The organism is Acetobacter sp. P5B1 (genome assembly GCF_018811985.1).
GTDB lineage: Bacteria > Pseudomonadota > Alphaproteobacteria > Acetobacterales > Acetobacteraceae > Acetobacter > Acetobacter cerevisiae.
The window spans coordinates 1-22,376 of the sequence record NZ_JACRVS010000015.1 but is presented as its reverse complement, the minus strand read 5'-3'; the positions used below and the strand labels follow the sequence as shown (position 1 = coordinate 22,376).

The window sequence follows — 22,376 nt, the reverse complement described above, 5'->3', positions numbered from 1 at the left end:
CCGCGCTTATGGTCGATCAGGACAGTACCCCACCCACCACACAGCCTGCGGGTTTAAGAAACCGGCATATAGCGATGATCGCTCTGGGCGGCATTATTGGTGCGGGGCTGTTCGTCGGGAGTAGTGCGGCCATTGCAGCAACCGGCCCGGCCGTGCTGCTGGCGTTTCTGGCGGTGGGCTTTCTGGTCATTCTGGTGATGCGCATGCTGGGGGAAATGGTTACGGCGGACCCCGGCCGTGGCTCTTTTGTGGAATATATCCGCGCGGCGCACGGGGATAAGCTGGGCTTTACTGCTGGCTGGCTCTACTGGTTTTTCTGGGTCGTGGTGCTGGGGAGTGAGGCAATTGCCGGCGCCCTTCTGTTACAGGACTGGATTGCCATGCCCGTCTGGCTGCTGTCCATTGCCCTGATTGTGCTGCTTAAGCTGGTCAATTTTGCAGCCCCCCGCGTGTTTGGGGAGTGTGAATTCTGGCTTTCCATGATCAAGGTCATCAGCATTGTGGCCTTTATCGGGGCCGCTCTTCTCTATGTTTTCCATGTGTTTGGGCCGGGCGTGCCGGTGCGTGAAAACGTGCTGGGGCATGGCGGCTTTTTCCCGCATGGGGCTGTGGCGGTGCTTTCCATTATTCCCACCATTCTGTTCACCATGATGGGGTCTGAAATTGCGACGGTGGCCGCTGCGGAATCCCCTGAACCCGGCAAGAACGTCGCGCGGGTAACGCGCAGCATCGGCACCCGTGTCACGCTGTTTTATCTGGCGTCCGTCGCCATGATCCTGATGGTTGTGCCATGGCCCTCCATTATCCCCGGTCGCTCTCCGTTTGTAACGGCCATGGACGTTATGGGCGTGCCGGGTGCAGGCCTGCTGATGCGCATTGTGGTGCTGAGTGCGGTGCTGTCCTGCCTCAATTCCAGCATGTATATTACGTCCCGTATTCTGACGGAACTGGCCGGGGGCGGTGATGCTCCGGCCATTCTGGCGCGTAAATCCCATACGCACACACCGCGTCTGGCTATTACGGTCAGCAGTGTGGCGGGCACGCTGGTGGCGTTTTCTTCCATCCTTGCGCCCAACACTATTTTTGCTTTCCTGCTGAGCTGTAGCGGTGGCGTCATTCTGGTGGTGTATTGCCTGATTGTCTCCGCTTATGTGCAAACACGCCGCCGGGCGGAGCAGGCCGGGCAGGGGGATGGCTTCAACCTGCCGCTGTTCCCGTTCTGTAATTATGCAACGCTGCTGGCTGTGGCCTTTGTGTTCATCGCCATGATGTTCAACCCGGCGGAACGGATGACCGCCATTGCCAGCCTTGGTACCTCGGTCTTTTTCTTCGTTCTGGCATCGCTGAAGAACAAGAGCGCTTAAAAGCGGACGGTCCTTTTCGCGCCAGATAAGAGGGGCGCTGACTGATGTTTCGGCACAGTCAGCGCCCTTTTTTTATGATGAACATCTGGCTTCATTTAAAATGGAAACCTTCTGTATGCAGGGCGTTCAGTTATAACGCCCCTTAAACACGCCGGATAAAATGTCCTTCCGTCTTCCCGTGTTGGGGCGCCTTTTCACAGATCAATGTGAGGTTGTGTCATGGTCGATAACAAAGACAAAAACGGCAAACGACAGATTCAGGAAGAAAATCTGGACGACACCCTGGACGACAGCTTTCCGGCGAGCGATCCCCCGTCCCACAGCGGGGTGACGGGGGACCGGGACCCTCCGAAAAAACCTGAAGAAAAACCGAAGAAATAGTCAGATGCGCCGCTGTATAATCGGACTCTTCGGCAGGAAGGGTCCGATCCTGCGGTGTGCTGCGAAAGTTTCTTCTCTCGTCGGTGTCTGACCGGCTGAACGGTGCGGAAGTCCGCTTTAATGCACCGTAATCCGGTCCAGATGCGCCAAGAGTTTATGCTCGCGCACATGCAGCAGCGCGCCTGCGGTGAGGATGGTTCCGGCCGCGATGGCAATGGCGAGTGAAATGCTGTGGCTGGACGTCAGGGTGCCAATCACAGCGCCGACAAACAGGCTGCTGATGGCGGCCAGCCGACGCCATGTGCCGGGGTTGGTGCCACCGGCAAAAGTGCTGTTATGCGCCAGACCATGCAGGAGCATGGTGGCGGCGGGCAGGCTCATATCCGCAACCTTGGCGTGGCGGGTGGCGGAGGTTTGCAGCCCCATGGCAAAGGCCAGCAGGCCGAGGGTGATATAGGTGCAGCCGGGCGGTTGCGCGGCCCATTCCAGCGCCGTCAGCCCGACAATGGTGCCCACAACCAGCAGAACATCGCCCACAGCAAGGCGCACGGTGCGGTCCCGCCGCACAAGGCGGCCACCCGTCAGCGCACCCAGCAGATACAGGCCAATGGCTTCAAACCCGGAGAGCACCACGCTTTCTGATGTGGCGATATGCACGGCCATCAGCAGGACGGTCGCGGTCATGTATCCGGCAAAAATCTTCAGATGCAGTAGGGAAATGGCGTCCAGCATGCCCATGGCCATGGTTACCAGAATAATGCTGATAACCAGTCGGGGGTCATGTCCTGCACGGGTGCTCATAGGGTCTCCACTTAAAAGATAAACACGGGAAGAGATCGGGTAAGCCGGGCGTCATATCACTATTCGCCCGGCTTGTGTGGAGTCTCTTGCCTGCGTTGTCCGGAGAGCAGGGATAGGCGGAGGGCTTAGCCCAGCGCCATCAGGCTGGCATTGCCGCCTGCCGCAGTGGTGTTAATGCTGCGGCACTGCTCTTCCACCACGCTTTCCGGCGCAGGCAGGCCAGCAGCCGTCAGCCATGCGGAGGCAATCGGGCGGTCACTGGCGCTCAACGCCTTGCGGGCTTCGGCAAACACGGCCTCATCCTGTTCCCCCAGCACAATGGCGCAAGGTTCTTCCTTTGCTGAGGTGACGGGGCGGATAACCAGTTGCAGCGCATCCGGCAGGGAGGCGATCCAGCCGGTGAGGCTGCTGTCTGCCAGAACAAGAGCCGCGTTATCCCCGGACAGAGCCAGAGAAATCTGGTCATACAAACCAGCTTTTGTCTGGGCGATGCACAGAATATTGCCGCGCCGCGTCAGGCTGTAGAGGTTGCTTTCCCCCACCGGGCCGGGGAGGGTGATCTGCCCGCCCACCAGTGTCCGGCGGGTAAGCGCCGCTGCCGTGCAGGCCGCTTTGCTTTCGCCCTGTTCCCGCAGCCAGTCCGTCCAGCGCGCCATGGTGGCAGGGATACGCCCGCGCACCAGCGGCGGCAGGGCCGGAGCCTGTGCCAGCAGACGGCGCAGAATGAGCGGACCACCCGCCTTGGGACCAGTGCCGGACAGGCCGCGCCCACCAAACGGCTGCACACCGACCACAGCTCCAATGGTGTTGCGGTTGACGTAAAGGTTCCCGGCATCAATGCGCGAAAGCACATGCTGCACGGTGGATTCAATGCGGGTGTGCAGGCCAAAGGTCAGGCCGTAACCTGTCTCATTGATGGTGGAAATCACCGTATCCAGCGTGCTGCGGGAATAGCGCAGAACATGCAGCACGGGGCCGAAGACTTCCGGGCCAATCTCGCGGATATTGGCGACTTCAATCAGCGTGGGAGCCACAAAGCTGCCGTTGGCGCAGTGTTCCGGCAGAGGCAGCGCATAAACCGGCGCCTTTTTCTGGCGGAATTCTTCAACGTGTCTGGTAATGCCCTCAGCCGCTTCTGCCGTAATGACCGGACCAACATCGGTGGAGAGTAGGGCGGGGTTGCCAAGGCGCAGTTCCCGCATTGCGCCGCGCAGCATGGTCAGCACGTGCTCGGCACAATCTTCCTGCACGCACAGCACACGCAGGGCGGAGCAACGCTGCCCGGCGCTGTCAAACGCGGAGGCGACGACATCCATCACCACCTGCTCGGCCAGTGCGGAGGAATCCACAATCATGGCGTTCTGGCCACCAGTTTCCGCAATAAACGGCACCGGCTGGCCGGTATGGGTGCGGCGGCCTTCAAGCTGGCGGTTGATGATCTGGGCAACGACGGTGGAACCGGTGAACATCACGCCGGAAACGCGGTCATCCCCCACCAGTGCAGCCCCAATGTCGCCTTCTCCCGGCAGCAGTTGCAGGGCAGCGGCCGGAACCCCGGCATCCCGCAGGATACGCACGGCGAGGGCGGCAATCAGCGGGGTTTCTTCCGCCGGTTTGGCCAGCACTACGTTGCCAGCGGCAAGCGCTGCGGCAATCTGGCCGAGGAAGATGGCCAGCGGGAAGTTCCACGGGCTGATACAGGCGACAACACCCAGCGGGGCATGGGTGGCGTTGTCAAAATCCCGGGCGATGGTGGCGGCGTAATAGCGGAGGAAGTCCACGGCTTCCCGCACTTCTGCCACACCGTTGGGGAGGGATTTTCCGGCCTCGCGGGAGAGCAGGGCCAGCAGTTCATCCCGGTGGGCTTCAAGGCTGTCAGACGCCTTGACCAGAATATCCGCACGCGCCTGCGGGGCGAGCTCGGACCAGCTTGTCTGCCCTTTAACAGCGGCAGCCGCGGCCTTTTTCACGATGTCCGGGGTGGCGTATTGGACCGTGCCCACGACATCGCGCCGGTCGGATGGATTGGTAACAGGCTGTGTCTTTTTGCCGGGTTTGACGCCAACCACCATGGGTGCCGCCTGCCAGGGGCCGGAGGCTTTGGTCAGGCCCTCCAGCAGGTCGGACAGCACGCTATCATCAGCCAGATCGGTCCCCGCAGAGTTGCGGCGTTCGGCCCCGAACAGGGCAGGCGGTTTGCGAATATCCGGGTGCGATGCGCCATACGGCGTAAAGCTGTGTGCGACCTGAATGGGGTCTTCCACCAGGCTGGCAACCGGAATGGCCGGGTCGCCGATCTGGTTGACGAAGGAAGAGTTCGCACCGTTTTCCAGCAGGCGACGCACCAGATACGCCAGAAGCGTTTCATGCGTGCCGACGGGGGCATAAATACGGGCCGGGCGATTGAGTTTGCCCGCGCCGACAACCTGTTTGTAAAGCGGTTCCCCCATGCCGTGCAGGCACTGGAATTCATAGGAGCCGACTTCAAACTTGTCGCCAGCCAGTGTGTAAATGGTGGCCAGCGTGCGGGCGTTATGGGTGGCGAACTGCGGGAAGATGACATCCCGTGCATTCAGCAGTTTACGCGCGCAGGCAATATAGCTGATGTCCGTGTGGGCTTTGCGGGTATAGACCGGAAAGTCCTTCAGGCCTTCAACCTGTCCCTTTTTAATTTCGCTGTCCCAGTAAGCGCCTTTAACCAGACGCACCATGATGCGATGGTTGCTGCGGCGGGCGAGGTCAATAATGTAATCCAGCACATACGGGCAGCGTTTGCCGTAAGCCTGCACCACAAAGCCAATGCCGTTCCAGCCTTCCAGACCGGGCGTGTGGCACAGGGCTTCCAGCAGATCGAGCGAGACGTCCAGACGCTCGGTTTCCTCGGCATCAATATTCAGGCCGATGTCATATTTGCGGGCCAGCAGGGTGAGTTCCTGCACAACCGGCAGCAGTTCCGTCATCACCCGTTCATGCTGCGCGCGGGCATAGCGCGGGTGCAGGGCGGAGAGCTTGATGGAAATACCGGGGCGCTCATAGACGTTGGCGCCCTGCGCGCTACGGCCAATGGCGTGAATGGCAGTCAGGTAGTCCTGCTTGTAACGCTCGGCATCGCGCGCGGTGAGGGCGGCTTCCCCCAGCATGTCATAGGAATAGGAAAAGCCGAGTGCTTCCAGCTTGCCGCTGTTGGCGCGGGCTTTTTCAATGGTTTCACCCAGCACAAACTGCTCGCCCATCATGCGCATGGCGGCATCGACGGCCTTGCGGATCACCGGTTTGGTGCCACGGCTGACAAAGCCGAGCAGGGCGGATTTCAAGGTGCTGTCATCCTGCGGGGTGACGAGCTTGCCGGTTACGGCCAGTCCCCATGCGGCGGCATTGGCAAAAATCGGCGTGTTGCGGGAGATGTGGGAGAGCCAGTCGCCCTCGCCAATCTTGTCACGGATCAGCGCATCACGTGTTGCGGTATCGGGGATGCGCAGCAGAGCTTCTGCAAGACACATCAGCGCCACGCCCTCGGCTGAGGAAAGGGCGAATTCCTGCACCAGACTTTCCACAATACCGGGGTTGCGTTCCGCCCGGAGGGAGGTGGCCAGACCGGCAGCAAGGTCGGTCACGCGTTTGCCGTCTTCTGCCGTCAGCGTCGCGTCGGGCGTCAGAGCCGCCACGCAATGCTCTTCCGGTTGGCGCATGGCCTGGATAATCGCCTGACGCAGCGGGCTTCGGGAGGCGAATGCAGGCGCAAAAGAGTCAGATAAGGACATGGCATGAATTCCGAACAGGACAAGCCTGACTTCGCTGGCTGCGGGGAGACTCAGGAAGTTTTGGCTTCACAACGATTTTTCCTCGTTACACGATATTATATGATTTGCAAAATCATATAATTCCATATCGGCCAGGAGGGTGATTTCGCCTGATTCCTGCGGGATTAGGGGGTGTGCAGACTCGTGTTTGTCGCGCAGTTTTACCGCGGCGCACCTTATAAAAGGCACGCCAAGAGGCCAGCCCCGGAAGACCGTCGGCAGGATTTTCAGAAAATAGGGAGAACGTGCGTCCTGAGAGGCTTGTCTGGCAGCCTCTTCGCCGCCTGTTCTTTTTTAGCTGGCCTGATCGAGATTGTTTTTCTTGCGGAAGACGTCGGCTGAGATATGGGCCGCTTCCAGAATATGCTCGCGCGTGAGGCGGGCGGCGAGATCGGCATCCCGTGCGCGGCAGGCTTCCAGAATGGCCAGATGCTCGGCGTCCGTCACGGTCTTGCGGCCATCCAGCACCAGATGCCCGCGAATGTAACGGTCCAGCCGGTTGTGCAGATCATCAATCATTTCCAGCAGGCGCGGCTTGCGGGCGGCGGCATAAATGGCGTTGTGGAAAGCCCGGTTCAGCGCGCCGGAGGGGCGCGTGGTGTCCGGGTTGCGCGTGCCTTCTACAAAGGCTTCGTAGGCATCTTCTATATGGGCAAGGTCCACGCGGGTCAGGTTCGCAACCGCATCCCGCGCCGCCTGCTCTTCCAGCAGGGCGCGGATTTGCGAGTATTCCAGAATGTCCGCAGCATCCAGCCCCATCACCATCGCACCCCGGTTGGGTTGGAATGTCACCAGCCCTTCGGCTTCCAGGTGCTTCAGGGCTTCCCGCACGGGGATAATACTGACGCCAAAGCCTGCGGCGAGTTCGGACTGGGGCAGCGCCTGCCCAGCGCGCAGGCTATCCGCCAGAATGGCTTTGCGCAGAGCGTCGCAAATGGTTTCCGATGCCTTGCCGTGGCCTGCAAACTCGGTCTGGTGAAAAAGACTGGCCGGCAGCATGGACGACGGCTCCCTTCAGATCGTTTCTGACTCGTGACTATCTATCATAGTCAGCAGAGGCCTTCTGTCCAATCAGTTTGCATAAAGCTGCCGGAACAGGGGCTTGGGGTCTTTGGTCACACTATCGTGAACGGCGCAGAGGGGGCGGTGTCCGTGGTTTGGGGCCTGTGGAAAGATGGAACCAGACGTGGGTGGCAGAGGATCTGACGCAGTCTTCTGGTGTGCTGCGAGAGGCAGAGTAGTCTGGCGGATAAAGCCGAGGGTTCTGCTTTGTGGATAAGGCCAAAAGCGCCTCTCTCATCAAGGTGTTTTGTTATCAGATCAAAAATGGGCGTGGTGAGGATGCAAGCCGGAAGGGCGGCCCACGGCCTGCCCGGTGGCAGGCAGGCGGCAGGCGGACAGGCCGTTTTTTGCCCCGGTTGCGCCGCGTGTTTGTGAGAAAGCAGAGGATTATCTGTGGTCTGCCATGCTCTTGGTGCGCAGGGGGCTGGCTTGATCTTTCCCGAATTTGCAGGCCAGTTTGGCGCATATTCCGCTAGGGAGATTCTGAATGAAACTGATTTCCGTACGTGCCCTGTCGGCGCTTGCTGTTACGACTATGCTGGCCGGCGCGCCGCTGTTTGCTCATGCTGCCGATACCCCGGCTCCTGTCTCCAAAGGGGGCGAGCAGGCTGAATCTGGCGCCAAAACGGCGACGCTGACCGATACGGACCTGTCCGGTTATGTTGGTTCCATTGACCCGGCTGAAGTGGGTGGCCTGCTGAACTATTGTACGCAGGGCAACTACGTTCCTGATTATGACGACGCCTTCAAGGTGCTGCAGTCCTATAATCAGAAAACCAACGCCGTGCCGGACGGTCAGGAAGGCAACATGTTCTACGCCCGTGGGACAACAGGCCAGCTGCAGGCCAATGGCAAGACCTATTCCATTGCCACGTCCAGCATTCCTGTGCGCCAGAAAACCTGTAAGGCCGTTCTGGATCGCGCCAAAGCCGCTCTGTAAGGCATCGCCTTATCTCTCTTTTGGGCTGAGAGGGTCTGCCTCTCAGTCCGGAAGAGCAGGGGTTTGCAAGGAGGTCAGTCGCATCGCGGCTGGCCTTTTTTGTGTTGTAATGACCAAAGTTTAATAGTCCTGATCAAGTCGGTGTGCCTTTCCCCCTTGCTCCCGATGTGATCAAAACCATTCTGCCCCTGCAACCAGACAGAGCAGGGCATAAAGAGATAAGGAGCGGAACGAGCGTGCCAGAAGCGTTTAAAGCTCCGGCTGGAGCAGGTCTGACAGCCGGGCAATATGGGGATATGGTGCAAAAGGCGCATCAGGATCCTGAGACCTTCTGGCTTGAGCAGGCCCGTAAGCTGGCCTGGCATGTTCCCCCGCAACAGGCGTCCCGCTCTGACTTTAACAATGATGTGCGCATTGACTGGTTTTCTGACGGACGGTTGAACGTCTCGGAAAACTGTCTGGACCGGCATGTCCGCACCCAGCCCGATAAAGTCGCGTTGATCTGGCAGGGGCAGGACGAGGACCAGCAGGAAAGTCTGACCTATCAGGAGCTTCATGCCCGTGTCTGCCGCCTTGCTAATGTGATGCGGCGTCTGGGTGTGAAGAAAGGTGATTGCGTTGCCATCCATCTGCCCATGGTGGCGGAAGGGGTGATTGCCATGCTGGCCTGCGCCCGCATTGGGGCGGTGCATGTGGTGCTGTTTGGCGGCTTTTCTGCCGATGGTCTGGCCGAGCGCCTGAGCGACAGCGGGGCCGTGCTGGTGCTGACGGCAGATGTGGCGCGCCGGGGCGACAAGCGTATTCCCAGCAAAACCACCATGGATGACGCCATTACGCGCTGTGGCGAGGATAGCCGCGTGCAGCACGTTCTGGTGGTTGCAGTGACCGGCACCGATGTGCCCATGCAGCCGGGGCGGGATCTGTCTTACGCGGATGAAGTGACGCAGGAACTGCCAGACTGCCCGGCGGAAAGCATGAGCGCGCTGGACCCGCTCTTTCTGCTTTACACATCCGGCAGCACCGGTAGGCCCAAAGGGCTGGTGCATGGCTCTGGCGGTTATCTGGTCTGGGCGGCGTTCACGCATGCTACAGTGTTTGACCATAAGCCGGATGACATTTTCTGGTGCACGGCGGATACCAGCTGGATTACCGGCCATACCTATGTGGTCTATGGCCCGCTGGCCAATGGCGGCACCATTCTGGTGTATGAAGGTCTGCCCTCATGGCCCGCGCCGGGCCGCTGGTGGGATGTGATCGACCAGTATGGCGTGACGGCCTTTTATTCTTCTCCGACCGTGGTGCGCGCCGCCATGCGGGAAGGGGATGATGTTGTGCGCCGCCGTTCACTGGCCAGCCTGCGGGTGATTGGCACAGTGGGCGAGCCCATCAGCCCGGAAGCCTGGCAGTGGTTCCATGATGAAGTCGGCAAAGGCCGCTGCCCGGTGGTGGATACCTGGTGGCAGACGGAAACCGGCGGCGTGATGATTACCGCCGCCGCTGGCTGCGTAATACCGCGCCCCGGTGCCGCGTGCCTGCCGTTGCCGGGGGTGAGTGCTGCGCTGCTGGATACACAGGGGCAGTTGGTCGAAGGTCCGGGCGAAGGGCTGCTGTGCATGGCGCGCTCATGGCCGGGGCAGGCTCTGTCCATCTGGAAAGACCACGACCGTTTCCGGCAGACCTACTTCACCACCTGTCCGGGCTACTACTTCACCGGGGATGGCGCGCGGCGGGAAGCGGACGGCTATTACTGGATTACGGGCCGCGTGGATGATGTTGTGAATGTGTCCGGGCACCGGATTGGCACGGCGGAAATTGAAGATGCCGTGGCGATGGACCATGAGGTGGTGGAAAGTGCCGCTGTCGGTATCCCGCATGACCTGAAAGGTCAGGGGCTGGTGGTCTTTGTGGTGCCGAAGGAAGAGGGCGTGTTCCACCCGTCCGCCGTCAATCGTGCCGTGGCCGCCGGGGTTGGGCGTTATGCTGTGCCCGAGAAAATCTATGTGGTGCGGGACCTGCCCAAAACACGGTCGGGCAAGATTGTCCGCCGTCTGCTGCGTAAGATTGCAATGCAGGATCTGGAAGGGCTGGGCGATCTGTCCACGCTGGCAGACCCCGACATTGTGCCGGAACTGATTGCGCTGGTGAAGGAGCAGGCTGCGTAAACTCAGGCTTGAATCACACAGCAAAAAGGGGGCGGCCTATGTGGCCAGCCCCATTTTCTGTCTCAACACATCAGGCGGATGTGTTCAGATTATTTGGTGTTGGTGCCCGGAGCCGGGATCAGCTGCGCGCGCACTTCACCATGTGGGTGGGATGCCGTGCCGAGACCCACAAACAGCTGGCCGTGGCGATACAGATCAATCTGGTCTGCGCTGAGCGTGAGTGTGCCCGTCAGCGGTGCAACATAGGGGCCTTTTAGGTCCGCAACCTTTTCAGCAGTTTTGGACAGATCTTTCGCGGCCATCAGTTCAGCGCCGGTCACCGGGCCGGAGAGGTTGTTCCAGGTGATGGTGTAGCTGAGCAGATTGTTCTCGGTTTCCAGCGTGGCACGCACGCCGCCCGTTACGCGGGCTGCCGGGGAGGCTTTCTCGCTGGCAAAAATGCCTTCGGACTGGATGGTTTCTGCGTGGGAAAGAGCTGGCGCAAAAGCCAGAGCACCGGTCAGCAGGGCAGCGCTAAGCGTAAAATGTTTTTTTGAAATCATAATCGTCTCCTGTCGAAGTATAATTGTCTTACAGGAGATCTAAACGCGCTCTTTCTAAAAAGGTTCCAGGTTGGGTTTTTAGAAAAATTCTGAAAGAGCGCAGGTCTGTGTTGTGATGAGTGTATTTATTTCTAAGGTAAGTTCTGGTTAATATTTTTGGAGTCGTTATTTTTCACTATTCAGACGGCGCGATGGGAGCAAAACGCGGCACACCGTTTACGGTTTCCTGCCACATGGCCAGTGGGCGCACCCAGTAATCCCCGCGCGCTTCACTGCGGTAGGTGACAAGCCATTCCTCGGTCTCGCTGTGGCGCCCCACGCAAATCACGGTATAAAGTCCGCCTTTATAATGTCGGTACGGGCCGGGGCGCGGATGGTCGGGTTCGGGTGTATCGAGCGTATTGGGATCGTGCATTTTCATGGTAGTCTTCTGTTCCACAGCTTGCGGGAGGATCGCAACCTTGAACCGACATGTTCTTTCAGGCCGGGTGCTGGCAGGCCTTGCCGTGCTGGCGTTAAGCGCCGTGCCCGGCTATGCCGCCACACAGGGAAAGGCCAGCACGCACAAAAGCAGTGCGCATAAAGGGCATGCCAGCAAGGGGACGGCGCAGCAGAGCGGGACCCCGGTGGTTATGATCAGCCAGCCCGGCTCCGCGCTGGATAAACAGGCCCGCATTCTGAATGCGGAAGATCTGGCCTCCGCTGCCCGCCACCATGAAAAACCGCTGGTGCTGATTGGCTCGGCCCCCCTCTCCACTACGGGGAAGAGTATTGGCCTGTTTGTGCAGGTGCAGTCTGCCAGCCTGTGCGGCTCCGCAGGGTGTTCGACAGACGTTTACCTCCAGCAGAAGGGCAACTGGACCAAAGTGCTGGATTCCGTGAGCGGCCCCATCAGCCTGCTGCCCACAACGCATGGCATCATGAAAGATATTCTGGTGGACGGGTCTGATCGCTGGATCTGGAAAAAAGGCACCTATACCGACACCTTGGTAGCCACTGATCTGCCGGGCTTTAAAACGTCCATCCGTCGCCATCAGGCGGCTATGAAAAAAAGCGGCCATCCGGTTTCTGAATAAAGACCCTGTTGGACAAGCCAGCCCGGCCCAATGTGGCCGTTGGCTGGCTGTGATGGCCTGAAATAGAACGGAGACTGCATGCCGGATAAAAGGCACCCCCCGACTGCCAAAGGCAGCCTCGGGCGTACCCTGCTGAAAACACTGTGTACCGTCGCGCTGACGGCTTTGCTGATTGCCCTGCTACGGGAAGGACTAAGCCTGCTGCCGTGGGTGGACCGCAAAACTGGCCAGCATGCCGGCTCGGCTGTGCTTCAGGTTCTGGCCGCCGACGGCAACGCCAGCCAGCAGCAGATGATTGCCGCTGGCCTGATGGTGCTGTGTTTCCTGCTGGCGATTGTTCTGGTGCGCTGGGGCGAGCGGCTGTTAGACCGCAGCCGCTGAGGCGGCCCCGGCCTGCGACCAAAAGAACGTCAGCTCATGCTTGTTATGGGCCAGATGGCGCAGGCTGCCGCCGGGAATGGCCTCAAAGGCTGTCACGGTCTCATGATCCGTTTCGCCCTGAAATTTGACCGTCAGCACCATGTTTTTGGTGCGGCCTGACTCAATCCAGCGTCTGGCGAGCGCCAGCAGGCGGGCCGGGTAGGCGATGATATCGGAAAACACCCAGTCCACTTCCGGGAAGGCAGAGGGCTCAAGCCCAAAGGCGCTGCCCTGCTGGAACTGCACATGCGGCATGGCGGCCACAGCCGGGTCCAGAGGGGCGCGGTCAATGGCCGTAACATCCGCACCAAGTTCGGCAATGGCCCATGTCCAGCCTCCGGGGGTGGCGCCCAGATCCAGACAGGTTTCACCCGGTTGCGGCCAACGGCGCAGCAGGGTGCAGGCTTCCCACAGTTTCAGATAAGCGCGGGATGGAGGGCCAGTCCGGTTTTCCACAAATTTTGGCGCACCGTTGATAAACGGGCTGCTCTTGCGGGCGGAAAACAGCATGGTCTCCAGACTCAGCAAGGTCCACGCGCCAAGCGGTGCAGTGGGCGCTGCCGTCGGGAAGGTGAGGAGGGCGGCTTTGATGGGGGGCAGATTGTCTTCAATCAGCGCAGCACGGCGGAAGAAGTCGGCGGCATAAAGCCCCCAGTTTCGCTGGCGGGCACGCAGGATTTTTGCGGCCCCTTTGATGGAGGGAATGGTGACCAGTTCCGGCTCTTCCCACACATCCAGCGCCCAGGGAGAAAAGAGGGAGGGTTGGGAGGACAAGGCAAGCTGGCCGTGCCAGCGGTCCACGGTCACGCCGCGCCGCTGCAAATCCTGCTCCAGAACCGCTTCCAGCCCTTCCGGGCCAAGCCATGCGCCACGAATGGTTTCGGTCATCCGCGCACCCATCCGGCAGCAAGGCAGAGCCATGACAGAATAAGAATGCTTCCCCCCGTCGGGGCCACGTGGGCAGCATGCTGGCCGGTAAAGGCGGTGTAATACACGCCGCCGCAGAACAGCAGCGTGCCCAGCAGAAGCCCGCACCCGCCAAGGGCCAGCGGTTTGGTTGGGCGGTCCCGCGTGGTCAGGCCAAGCACCAGCAGGGCGAGGGCGTGCCACATCTGCATTTCCAGTGCGCCATGCGCCATCAGGCGGCCACCGGGGCCGAAATCAGCCTCGGGCAGATGGGCGGTGAGCGCGCCCATAATGGTGCCGGTGCCAGCAAGCAGAGCGCCGCAGACGCGCCATGAACGGGGAAGACTGGATAATGAAAGCATGATGCCGCCTTATAGAGGCAGAACCGGGCAGGGCGGAAGCAGAAACCTGCCTGCAGGAAAAGGGATGAGCGTATGAGTATCCGCATTGATCGTGTTGTGACCCGTGGGGGAGATGCCGGGCAGACGTCTCTGGGCGATGGTTCCCGGGTGGCTAAGGATAGTGCACGGATTGAAGCCATGGGCTGTCTGGATGAACTGAATGCCGTGGTCGGGCTGTTGCGCAGTCATGTGCCGGCGGACAGCAAAGATGCCACGCAACTGGCGCATCTCCAGAACTGGCTTTTTGATATGGGGGCTGATCTGTGCCAGCCGGAAGGCCCCAAAGCGCAGAAAGCCAGCCGCCTGAGCGGGGAGATTGTGGGGGAACTGGAGCTCTGGGTAGAACAGTTGCGGCAGGCGCAGGCCCCGTTGACCAGTTTTGTGCTGCCCGGCGGCACGCAGGCCGCTGCATGGGCGCATCTGGCCCGCACGCAGACTCGTACAACAGAACGGCGTGTGGTGGCTCTGGCGCAGCAGGAGGTGCTGAACCCGGAACTTTTAAAAATGCTGAACCGGTTGTCTGATTATTTCTTCGTGCTGGCGCGGCATTTTAATCAGGATGGCAAGACGGACCTTGTCTGGACACCAGCAGCACAGAGGCCAGCGGTATAAAATCAGTTTTACGGGTGGTTGTTTTTCTAAAACCACCCGTGTTTTTGAAGTAATAACACTAAAAAATGATTATGCTCTTCTGCTGAGGGCTTTTTAAAAATACAGCCCATTTTGCAAAGATATTTTAAGATTTCTTCTTGCTCTGTTTTAAGCAGGTCAGGCGGTATGTTGCGCTAAATGACGGATTTTTCATAGAAAACAGGGGCGCTATTCCCAGAAACCCTTTGAAAACCGGGAAATGCGTGATAAGCAGGAGCAACAAACCCGTCTGAGTGCTTTTAAAGCTAAGGCAGGTCTTTACCAACAAATATCATGGAACCTGTTGGGTCATACCCACCTTGCCCTGGGCAGGGAAAAACGTTTTCCGGGTTGCTCTGGCTGGAGTGGGCGCATCGTCCAGCATCAGTTTTGTGTGGCAAATCCGGTTTTCATGTTTGACAGAGTCAGGAAAGTATAAAGAAGCGTGACTTCCGAATTTATGAAGACACCATCATTTTTATCCACCTCACGGGGTGACGAAAAACGTGATGAGGCTTTTGAAGAAGCCTCCCTGCGCAACGCTCTGGAACGGCTTGGATCGCCCAGCCGCGCACGTGCAGGAACGCCCCGCCCCGCAGCAGATCCCGCTCAGGGCAAACGCCGCCGTTTTGTAAAAGATGGTGATGTGCAGGTAGAGAAACATTCTCTGGCACGCACAACCCCTCGCACGCTGGCCATGCCGCGTACGGCGACGACATCGCGCGCTGTGCATTTTTCCGATGAAGAAAACTCGGAAGTTTCCAAACTGCGCCGCCAGCTGGCTGACGAAAAACTGCGCGCGGAAGAAGCAGAACGCCAGATTGAGTCGATGCAGACCACGCAGCGCGGGCTTGAAACCCGTCAGGCCCATGCGGATATCATGGTGCGTGAGCTGAAAGCCAAGCTGGCCGAGCGTGAGGAAGAGCTGACCGAAGCCGGGCGTAACCTGCGGAGTGCCCAGCGCACCGTGGAAGCGCTGGAAGAGGAAATGCAGGCTCTGCGTAAAAAGCTGGAAGCGCGCCCGCGTGGTCGCCCGCGCCTGAAACCGCTTGAACCTGCGGTGGAAGAAGACGAGGTGCTGGTGGTGGAAAATGACGAGCCGCAGCCCGTTAAGTGGTGGAAAGACTGAAATCCTGACACATTTTGCAGTAAAGTGCGGGCATGAAGAATAATTCTGTCACGCCCGCACTTGTCGTTCTGGTGGTGGATGTCGCGCTCGGGGTGGCGTTCGTCTTGCTGCCGCCGGTGGTGATGAGCTTTCTGACGCTGCTCAAAGATGTGTTTGGCGTGCTGATCCTGCCGTTTACCTTCCTGTTCGGGCTGGCTGGCTGGTCGTCAGACATGTCCTCTCTGGACAGTGTGATGGGCGGCCTCACGCCAAGCATGTTGCGCCATCCGTTCCGCGCCATCATCGCAGCGGCCTTCATTGCCGTTGGCGGCCTGTGTTCTGTTCTGGCCTGTGGCAGCCCGCGCGCGGCGCATGTGGAGCGGATTATCGCCCCGCTTCTGACCATTGCGGCCATTGGGCTGATGGGCGTGGAAGTGGGCGTAATCCTGCTGCCAGCCCTGTTGCTCCAGCTCTCCGCGCTGCGTTATCCTGAAATGGATTTCTTCTCGCGCAACAAATAAGTGCGGGTTTATGTGAGCGGCTTTTAAAGCCGGTCTGGGCGTTAGGATTTTCGCCCATCTTTATCAGTCTATAACAGCAGCGCCTGTCCTGAAATTATCCGGGCAGGCGCTGTTTTTTTAGGCTTACGGAAAAATTTTGCCCGGATTCATCAGGGTTTTCGGGTCCAGCGCTGCTTTGATCTTGCGCATGGCATCCAGTTCCGCGCCACCGCGCCAGGACGGCATCATGTAGGTTTTCAACTGCCCGACACCATGTTCGGCAGAGAAGGACCCATCCAGCGTGCGGACAATGTTGGCAACGGTGTCCATCATGGCATGGTCCTGCGCGAGGAAGGCTTTCGGGTCCATGCCTTCCGGCTGTACCAGATTGAAGTGAATGTTGCCATCTCCAATATGCCCGAACGGAGCCACGCGTATGCCGGGGATCAGCGCCTCACAGGCTGCCGTCGCTTTGGTAATGAATTCCGGAATGGCGGAGAGTGGTACGGAGACATCGTTTTTGACGGAAGCCCCGGCGCGCTTCTGCGCTTCGGCATGCTCCTCACGGATCACCCAGAGCGCCTGACGCTGCCCTTCGCTTTCTGCCAGCACGGCATCGGTCACCAGCCCATCTTCCAGAGCCTGCCCCAGAACCTCTTCCATCAGCGTGCGCAGGCTATCATCCGCGCGCGGGCTGCCCAGTTCCACCAGAGCATAAGCGGGAGCGGGTTCGGAAAGCGGTAGGGAGGCTCCTTCGATCAGGCTGTTCACCAGCGCCATGCTGGTGCCCGACATATATTCAAACGCCTGAATGGCTGCCGGGTCCTGCTTGCGGAAGGCAGCGAACAGGTTCAACACACCCTGCGGGTCAGCCAGCGCGCACAATGCGGTCTCGCGGGAGCGCGGCGCGGGCTGAAGCTGAATGATAGCCGTGGTGATAATCCCCAGCGTGCCTTCCGAGCCAATCAGCAACTGCCGCAGGGCGTAGCCGGTATTGTCCTTGCGCAGGCGGCGCATCAGGTTCAGCACCTGTCCGTCCGGCAGAACGGCTTCCAGACCCAGAGCCAGCTCCCGCGCATTGCCGTAGCGCACGGTGTTGTTGCCGCCTGCGTTGGTGGCGAGAATGCCGCCAATTTCAGCAGAGCCTTCCGAGGAAATGGAGAGCGGCAGCATCAGGCCTTCCGCCGCTGCGGCATCCTGTGCGGCTTTGAGTGTGACGCCTGCTTCAACCGTCATGGTCAGGTCGGCATGGTCAATGGCGTGAACGCGCGTCATGCGGTTGGTGGAAATGACGACAGCCTTACCGCTTTCATCCGGCGTGGCGCCGCCCACCATGCTGGTATTGCCACCCTGCGGTACCATCGGCACATCGTATTCTGCACACAGGGCTACGGCTTTTGCGCATTCTTCTGTATTGGCAGGGCGCAGCACAGCAGAGCAGCGGCCGTGGTAGAGCATCCGCCAGTCTGTGCAGAACGGGTCCGTATCCCCGGCCTCAGTCAGCAGTCCCGACGGACCAAGCAGTTCAGACAGAGCGGCAAGAAGAGCGGAGGGCAGGGACGTGTCGGACATGGGGCAAGCCTTGATCGGGAATCAGAGTGTCATAAAACAAGAGACTGTGAGCAGATCACGCATTTTTCTTAATAAAGGTAGCGTGCGTTATCTGTCACGGGATGAAGCGCGGTATAAAACAGGTGGAAAAGCTGGGTGCCGGCAATGCCTGCCAGCAATCCGGCCATGACGGCGACGAAAATAATCATCAGCCGGGGGTAGCTGTTCTCCATCATCTTCATGCTGAGCATGTGCCTTGCTTCGGCATGCGCTGTCTGCATGACATGCAGCTGAGATTTCAGATTTTCATTATTACCGCGCACAATGCGCAGATTATGCTCCATTCGGTTCAGCACTTCTCCGCGGTCATGCAACTGGATACGGAGGGTGTGAATGGTGCTTTCCAGAGTGCGGATTTCGGTGTCTTCCCGCGCTTTGCGGGCAGCGGTCAGGCGGTCAATATCCGGGGCGAGCGTCTGAAACAGGTTTTTCAGCGCGCCACCGGTGATGCCATCCCGGCGGGCACGGGCCTTGATGGCTTCAAGCGCTGTCTCCGACTGCCCCTTTTGGTCTTCCAGCACGAGGGCCAGAATATCGGACAGGATCTTGATTTCTCTGGGGTCCATCTGGCTCATGGTGCATCAGGTTCTGCTGGCCGGGGGGCGGCGGCACGGTGCAGACGGTCCTGAATGGCAAGACCAAGCCCCTGTTCCGGGATGGGTTGCACGGCGAGGCCTGTCAGCTCAAACGTCGGTTGCTGGCTATCCAGAAAGCGCAGGCCGGAAAACAGGCGGGAGGCCGCTTCTTCCAGATTACCCGTGGGGCTGAGATTCCATGTCACAGCAGCACCCGGCAGCGGAGTGGGGCCAAAAGCCAGAAGCCCTTCCTGCGGGCCAACGCTGGTAGCGTTCAGGCGCACAGGCAGGGTGGGAGCGTAATGGGAGAGCATCCGGCCCGGAGAAAGCGGCGCGGCATCGGCTTCTGTTTCCGGGCGGGCGAGGGGGCCGCACACGGCCTCCAGCGCTTCGACCGAGACACCGCCGGGGCGGAGGAGGCAGGGGCGGTCCGGGTTGGTCAGGTCCAGCACCGTGCTTTCCAGCCCTACGGCGCAGGGGCCGGTATCCAGCACGGCGTCAATCCGGCCTGACAATTCTTCCAGAACATGGCTGGCGTCTGAAGGGCTGATGCGGCCAGAGCGGTTGGCGGAGGGGGCTGCAACCGGACGCCCCACTTCCTCCAGCAAGGCCAGAACGGCCTCACCACGCGGGACGCGCACGGCTAAGGAAGACAGGCCATCGGCGGCCAGATCGCTCACCGTGCTGCCGGGGGCGCGCGGCAGAACCAGTGTGAGCGGACCGGGCCAGAATTTTCCTGCCAGTTCCTGCGCCAGCGGGCTGGCCTGCACTTGTGTAAAGGCGGCCTCCGCACTCGCAAAATGGCTGATTAGCGGGTTGAAGCGTGGGCGGTTCTTGGCTTCAAAAATACGCGCCACGGCTGCGGGTTGTGTGGCGTCTCCGCCCAGCCCGTAAACGGTCTCCGTGCCGAACGCCACCAGCCCGCCGTCCTGCAGAATACGGGCGGCGGTGGCAATGCCAGAAGGGGTGGCAGCAAGGCGTTCGGTCATAAAGGTCAGAGTTTTCCGGTGCAGACAAAAGGCGGGTTTTTCCAGTCCTGCTTGCCGTAAAGCAGCGGAGTGCCATCCAGCAGTGTGATGTGCCCGCCAGCGGCTTCCACAATGGCCTGTGGGGCGGCAGTGTCCCACTCCATGGTTGGGCCGAGGCGCGGGTAGAAATCAACAGCGCCTTCTGCCACGCGCGCAAATTTGACGGCAGAACCGATGTTGCCCACGGAGGCAATGCGGCGTTCACCCAGATATTCGGCCAGACGTGGGTCATCCGCATAATGGCGGGAGGCCAGAACGCTCAGGCCTTCAGCGGGCGGCGTGCGGGTGTGAATGGCAGTGGTGCCGTTCTTGTCCCGGCGCTGGGCGGGCAGGCCGACGCCACCTGTATAAAGCTGATAGTAAGCAGGGAGTGCCATGGCCCCCAGCACGGCGCGGCCATTGCGCACAAGGCCGATATTGACGGTAAAGTCATCCCGCCCGGCGGCAAATTCCCGCGTGCCGTCCAGCGGGTCTACCAGCCAATAGGCCTCGGACACAGTGCCACGCAGCCCGGAGGCCACTTCCTCTTCCGCAATCACCGGAATATCGGGCACGGCGGCGCGCAGGCCCTTGAGGATATGGGCTTCTGCCGCGTGGTCCGCTTCCGTCACCGGCGAGGAGTCGGTTTTGGTCAGCGTTTCAAAACCCCGCGCGCGAATGGTGCGGATAATTTCGGCGGCTTCATCCGCCAGTCTGGCGGCGAGGGCCAGCAGGTCAGCGTCGGTATGGGTGCTCATTTGTCCATCATACGCCAGGAACGGCGGCGCGTCATGTCCTGCCTGTTTTTTTAAGAGCCGGTCTGGCTGCCCTATTGCCAAGGGGCGAGGCGGGACGTACCCAAGTCAGGCAAAAGCTAAGACGTTTTAAGGAGGCCAGCGCGCTATGCTTCAGATTTCATTTTCTCCCGAGACCCTGCCCGATGGTGGGGCACTGGCTCTTCTGCTGGCCGAAGGGCAGGACCGCCCGGCCATTTTTGCCGCCGCAGACAAAGCCACCAACGGCGCGCTGACCCGCGCTGCCGAAGCTGATGACTTTACCGGCAAAGACGGCTCCACCTGCGTTGTGCTGGCACCGGGCGCTGGCTTTTCCCGCATTGTGCTGATTGGCGTTGGCAAGCTCGACGCTTTTGGCGCGAAAGAAGCTGAAGCCGCCGGTGGTGTTGCCGCCTCCGCTTTTGGCGCGCAGGAAAAGGCAACGGTTGCGCTGGGCAATGTGCCGCAGGGCTTTGCAGCCTCTGTCGCGCAGGGTGCGGTGCTGGGTGCGTATCACTTCTCGCTGTATCACAGTGCTCCGGTGGTTGAGAAAAAGCACCGCCTGGCAAGCGTGACCGTTCTGACGGCTGATCCGGCCGCAGCAGACGCCGCGTTCGCTCCGCTGGCCGCTGTGGCGCGTGGTGTGATCCTGACGCGCGATCTGGTGACGGAACCGGCCAACGTGCTGAACCCGGAAGAATTCACGGCCCGCGTGACGACACTGCGCAGCCTTGGGCTTGAGGTCGAGGTGCTTGAGCAGGCTGAGATGGAAAAGCTCGGCTTTGGCGCGCTGCTGGGTGTCGCACAGGGCAGTGCAAACGCACCGCGCACCGTAATTATGCGCTGGAACGGCGGCGCGAAGGATGAAGCCCCGCTGGCCTTTATTGGTAAGGGCGTGACGTTTGATTCCGGCGGCATTTCCATCAAGCCGGCTGCCGGCATGGAAGAAATGAAAGAAGACATGGCCGGTGCCGCCACCGTGACCGGCCTGATGACAGCGCTTGCTGGCCGTAAGGCAAAAGTGAATGCTGTTGGCGTGATCGGGCTGGTGGAAAACATGGTGTCCGGCACGGCGCAGCGCCCCGGAGACGTGGTGCGCAGTGCCTCTGGCCAGACCATTGAAGTGCTGAACACGGACGCCGAAGGGCGCCTCGTGCTGGCAGATATCCTCTGGTATGCGCGGGACCGCTTTGCGCCGAAGCTGATGGTGGATCTTGCGACACTGACGGGGGCGATCATCATCAGCCTTGGCCATGAATATGCAGGCCTGTTCTCCAATAATGACGACCTTTCTGCCAACCTGACGGCAGCGGGCACGGCAACGGGTGACAAGCTGTGGCGTATGCCGATGGGCGCTGAGTATGACGCCATGCTGAAATCCGACATTGCCGACATGAAAAACATCGGCGGCCGTCCGGGTGGTTCCATCACCGCAGCGCAGTTCCTGAAGCGCTTTGTGGGTGAAACCCCGTGGGCACATCTGGACATTGCCGGAACTGCCTGGAGCAAAATCCCCCGCAACGGCCAGCCCAAAGGCGCGACCGGTTTTGGTGTGCGCCTGCTGAATGAGTTTGTTCAGAAGAACTACGAAACCGTTTGAGGTTTTTGAAGTTTGGTTTGACGGAAAAAGGGCCTCTTTTGAGGCCCTTTTTTGTAGATGGATGGCCGTTTTCGCCTACATATGCGACGTACACGGCAGTGACATGCGAGTCCTTTAACGGACATATTGTATCGTAAGTATGACTGAAGGTCTGAAGCAGGATGCTTGCGTTTTCACACCAGAGTTGCCCTCGCTGCGAGCACGAAAATGATGCAGGTGATCTTCATGCTCGTTTTCTATTCAGCAACTAAATGATTCAAAAGTTGAGCAGCGTGTGATCCTAATTAGTCGGGTTTTGCTTTTTAATAAATTCGATAATTTCTTTCCAAAAAATGGGATTTCTCTCGTTAAATAGATCGATCATCCCAGCCCGAATATGTAGAGATGAGATAAAATCAAGGCGCTGACTAAGCTCTGTAAATACCATATGACAGTCACAAGACGAATTTCTTACACTGTTAATGGATTCTAGAGGGTGTTATGCACTTTGGATGAGCAGGTTAGCTGCGTTTCTAAGCATGAAACCTGCGAAGGCGATGGTATGCATTGCGGCAAGCGTTGAGGCGCAGCGCTCGTAGTCTTTCACCAGCCTCCTGCACCGCGTTGCCCACGCGAACGATCTCTCTACGATCCAGCGACGTGGCAGCAGCACGAAACCCCGTTTAGCCTGAGGTAGTCTGACGATTTCGAGAGTGATATCCTGCTCTTTGGCGGCTT

At 59.6% G+C, this 22,376-nt stretch carries 22 protein-coding genes; 10 read left to right on the top strand and 12 right to left on the bottom strand.

Translation table 11 applies throughout. The features are described 5' to 3' along the window. The first annotated feature begins 8 nt into the window (after positions 1-8). Together KP703_RS10225 and KP703_RS10220 are read left to right on the top strand one after the other, a co-directional pair. Positions 9-1,364: an amino acid permease gene (locus tag KP703_RS10225; RefSeq protein WP_215754738.1), complete on the top strand. Its 1,356-nt coding sequence runs from the start codon at positions 9-11 to the stop codon at positions 1,362-1,364. 219 nt (positions 1,365-1,583) lie between these two features. After that, on the top strand, positions 1,584-1,745 hold the full coding sequence (locus KP703_RS10220) for a hypothetical protein (RefSeq protein WP_215754737.1): 162 nt from the start codon (positions 1,584-1,586) through the stop codon (positions 1,743-1,745). A gap of 117 nt (positions 1,746-1,862) precedes the next feature. On the opposite strand, the gene KP703_RS10215 is transcribed toward KP703_RS10220, so the two are convergent. From KP703_RS10215 to KP703_RS10205, 3 genes are all read right to left on the bottom strand, one after another. Continuing rightward, a complete protein-coding gene (locus KP703_RS10215) occupies positions 1,863-2,546 on the bottom strand; it encodes a YoaK family protein (protein WP_043551994.1) in 684 nt (227 codons plus the stop codon). 125 nt (positions 2,547-2,671) lie between these two features. After that, complete coding sequence (putA, locus tag KP703_RS10210) at positions 2,672-6,307, bottom strand: bifunctional proline dehydrogenase/L-glutamate gamma-semialdehyde dehydrogenase PutA (RefSeq protein ID WP_215754736.1); 3,636 nt, start codon at positions 6,305-6,307, stop codon at positions 2,672-2,674. A gap of 333 nt (positions 6,308-6,640) precedes the next feature. Then, positions 6,641-7,345, bottom strand: coding sequence for a GntR family transcriptional regulator (locus KP703_RS10205; protein ID WP_062274157.1), 705 nt, complete (start codon positions 7,343-7,345; stop codon positions 6,641-6,643). Between the two features lie 550 nt (positions 7,346-7,895). Between KP703_RS10205 and KP703_RS10200 the strand changes: the two genes are divergently transcribed. Together KP703_RS10200 and acs are read left to right on the top strand one after the other, a co-directional pair. Then, positions 7,896-8,348 (top strand): DUF2501 domain-containing protein, encoded by a 453-nt coding sequence (locus KP703_RS10200; protein ID WP_062140601.1) that lies wholly within the window; start codon positions 7,896-7,898, stop codon positions 8,346-8,348. 236 nt (positions 8,349-8,584) lie between these two features. Continuing rightward, on the top strand, positions 8,585-10,510 hold the full coding sequence (gene acs, locus KP703_RS10195) for an acetate--CoA ligase (protein WP_215754735.1): 1,926 nt from the start codon (positions 8,585-8,587) through the stop codon (positions 10,508-10,510). A gap of 89 nt (positions 10,511-10,599) precedes the next feature. On the opposite strand, the gene KP703_RS10190 is transcribed toward acs, so the two are convergent. Together KP703_RS10190 and KP703_RS10185 are read right to left on the bottom strand one after the other, a co-directional pair. Next, entirely contained in the window at positions 10,600-11,052 is a 453-nt protein-coding gene (locus tag KP703_RS10190; RefSeq protein WP_062248341.1) for a CHRD domain-containing protein, read from the bottom strand. Between the two features lie 175 nt (positions 11,053-11,227). Continuing rightward, positions 11,228-11,473 (bottom strand): DUF1653 domain-containing protein, encoded by a 246-nt coding sequence (locus tag KP703_RS10185; RefSeq protein ID WP_082779595.1) that lies wholly within the window; start codon positions 11,471-11,473, stop codon positions 11,228-11,230. Positions 11,474-11,558: 85 nt separating this feature from the next. Between KP703_RS10185 and KP703_RS10180 the strand changes: the two genes are divergently transcribed. After that, positions 11,559-12,128, top strand: a complete 570-nt coding sequence (locus KP703_RS10180) for a hypothetical protein (RefSeq protein ID WP_215754759.1) — start codon at positions 11,559-11,561, stop codon at positions 12,126-12,128. 78 nt (positions 12,129-12,206) lie between these two features. Next, positions 12,207-12,509 carry a hypothetical protein gene (locus KP703_RS10175; protein WP_062140607.1) on the top strand — a complete coding sequence of 101 codons (303 nt, stop codon included), beginning with the start codon at positions 12,207-12,209 and terminating at the stop codon, positions 12,507-12,509. On the opposite strand, the gene KP703_RS10170 is transcribed toward KP703_RS10175, so the two are convergent. Together KP703_RS10170 and KP703_RS10165 are read right to left on the bottom strand one after the other, a co-directional pair. Further along, positions 12,492-13,436 carry an SAM-dependent methyltransferase gene (locus KP703_RS10170; protein WP_215754734.1) on the bottom strand — a complete coding sequence of 315 codons (945 nt, stop codon included), beginning with the start codon at positions 13,434-13,436 and terminating at the stop codon, positions 12,492-12,494. The genes KP703_RS10175 and KP703_RS10170 overlap by 18 nt on opposite strands. Beyond that, positions 13,433-13,816, bottom strand: coding sequence for a DUF423 domain-containing protein (locus tag KP703_RS10165; RefSeq protein WP_052403953.1), 384 nt, complete (start codon positions 13,814-13,816; stop codon positions 13,433-13,435). The genes KP703_RS10170 and KP703_RS10165 overlap by 4 nt, the downstream gene beginning before the upstream one ends. Before the next feature lie 72 nt (positions 13,817-13,888). On the opposite strand from KP703_RS10165, the gene KP703_RS10160 reads away from it, so the two are divergent. The 3 genes from KP703_RS10160 (at position 13,889) to KP703_RS10150 (ending at position 16,114) form a co-directional block, all read left to right on the top strand. After that, positions 13,889-14,467, top strand: a complete 579-nt coding sequence (locus KP703_RS10160; RefSeq protein ID WP_215754732.1) for a cob(I)yrinic acid a,c-diamide adenosyltransferase — start codon at positions 13,889-13,891, stop codon at positions 14,465-14,467. Positions 14,468-14,930: 463 nt separating this feature from the next. Then, positions 14,931-15,614 carry a V-type ATPase subunit a family protein gene (locus KP703_RS10155; RefSeq protein WP_231866198.1) on the top strand — a complete coding sequence of 228 codons (684 nt, stop codon included), beginning with the start codon at positions 14,931-14,933 and terminating at the stop codon, positions 15,612-15,614. 32 nt (positions 15,615-15,646) lie between these two features. After that, positions 15,647-16,114, top strand: a complete 468-nt coding sequence (locus KP703_RS10150; RefSeq protein WP_062274176.1) for a hypothetical protein — start codon at positions 15,647-15,649, stop codon at positions 16,112-16,114. 123 nt (positions 16,115-16,237) lie between these two features. Here KP703_RS10150 and KP703_RS10145 read toward each other — a convergent pair whose 3' ends face one another. The 4 genes from KP703_RS10145 to cysQ all read right to left on the bottom strand — a co-directional run bounded on the left by KP703_RS10145 (position 16,238) and on the right by cysQ (position 20,044). After that, a complete protein-coding gene (locus tag KP703_RS10145) occupies positions 16,238-17,665 on the bottom strand; it encodes an FAD-binding oxidoreductase (RefSeq protein WP_215754731.1) in 1,428 nt (475 codons plus the stop codon). 68 nt (positions 17,666-17,733) lie between these two features. Further along, on the bottom strand, positions 17,734-18,279 hold the full coding sequence (locus tag KP703_RS10140; protein ID WP_062274181.1) for a hypothetical protein: 546 nt from the start codon (positions 18,277-18,279) through the stop codon (positions 17,734-17,736). Beyond that, positions 18,276-19,268 carry an L-threonylcarbamoyladenylate synthase gene (locus KP703_RS10135; RefSeq protein WP_215754730.1) on the bottom strand — a complete coding sequence of 331 codons (993 nt, stop codon included), beginning with the start codon at positions 19,266-19,268 and terminating at the stop codon, positions 18,276-18,278. Before KP703_RS10135 ends, KP703_RS10140 begins: the two co-directional genes overlap by 4 nt. Positions 19,269-19,273: 5 nt before the next feature. Beyond that, positions 19,274-20,044: a 3'(2'),5'-bisphosphate nucleotidase CysQ gene (cysQ, locus tag KP703_RS10130; protein ID WP_215754729.1), complete on the bottom strand. Its 771-nt coding sequence runs from the start codon at positions 20,042-20,044 to the stop codon at positions 19,274-19,276. 145 nt (positions 20,045-20,189) lie between these two features. Here cysQ and KP703_RS10125 point away from each other — a divergent pair, with 145 nt between their 5' ends. After that, a complete protein-coding gene (locus tag KP703_RS10125) occupies positions 20,190-21,659 on the top strand; it encodes a leucyl aminopeptidase (protein WP_215754727.1) in 1,470 nt (489 codons plus the stop codon). A 478-nt stretch (positions 21,660-22,137) separates the two neighbouring features. On the opposite strand, the gene KP703_RS10120 is transcribed toward KP703_RS10125, so the two are convergent. Further along, a partial coding sequence (locus KP703_RS10120; RefSeq protein ID WP_215754726.1) for a transposase occupies positions 22,138-22,376 on the bottom strand: 239 nt, incomplete at its 5' end.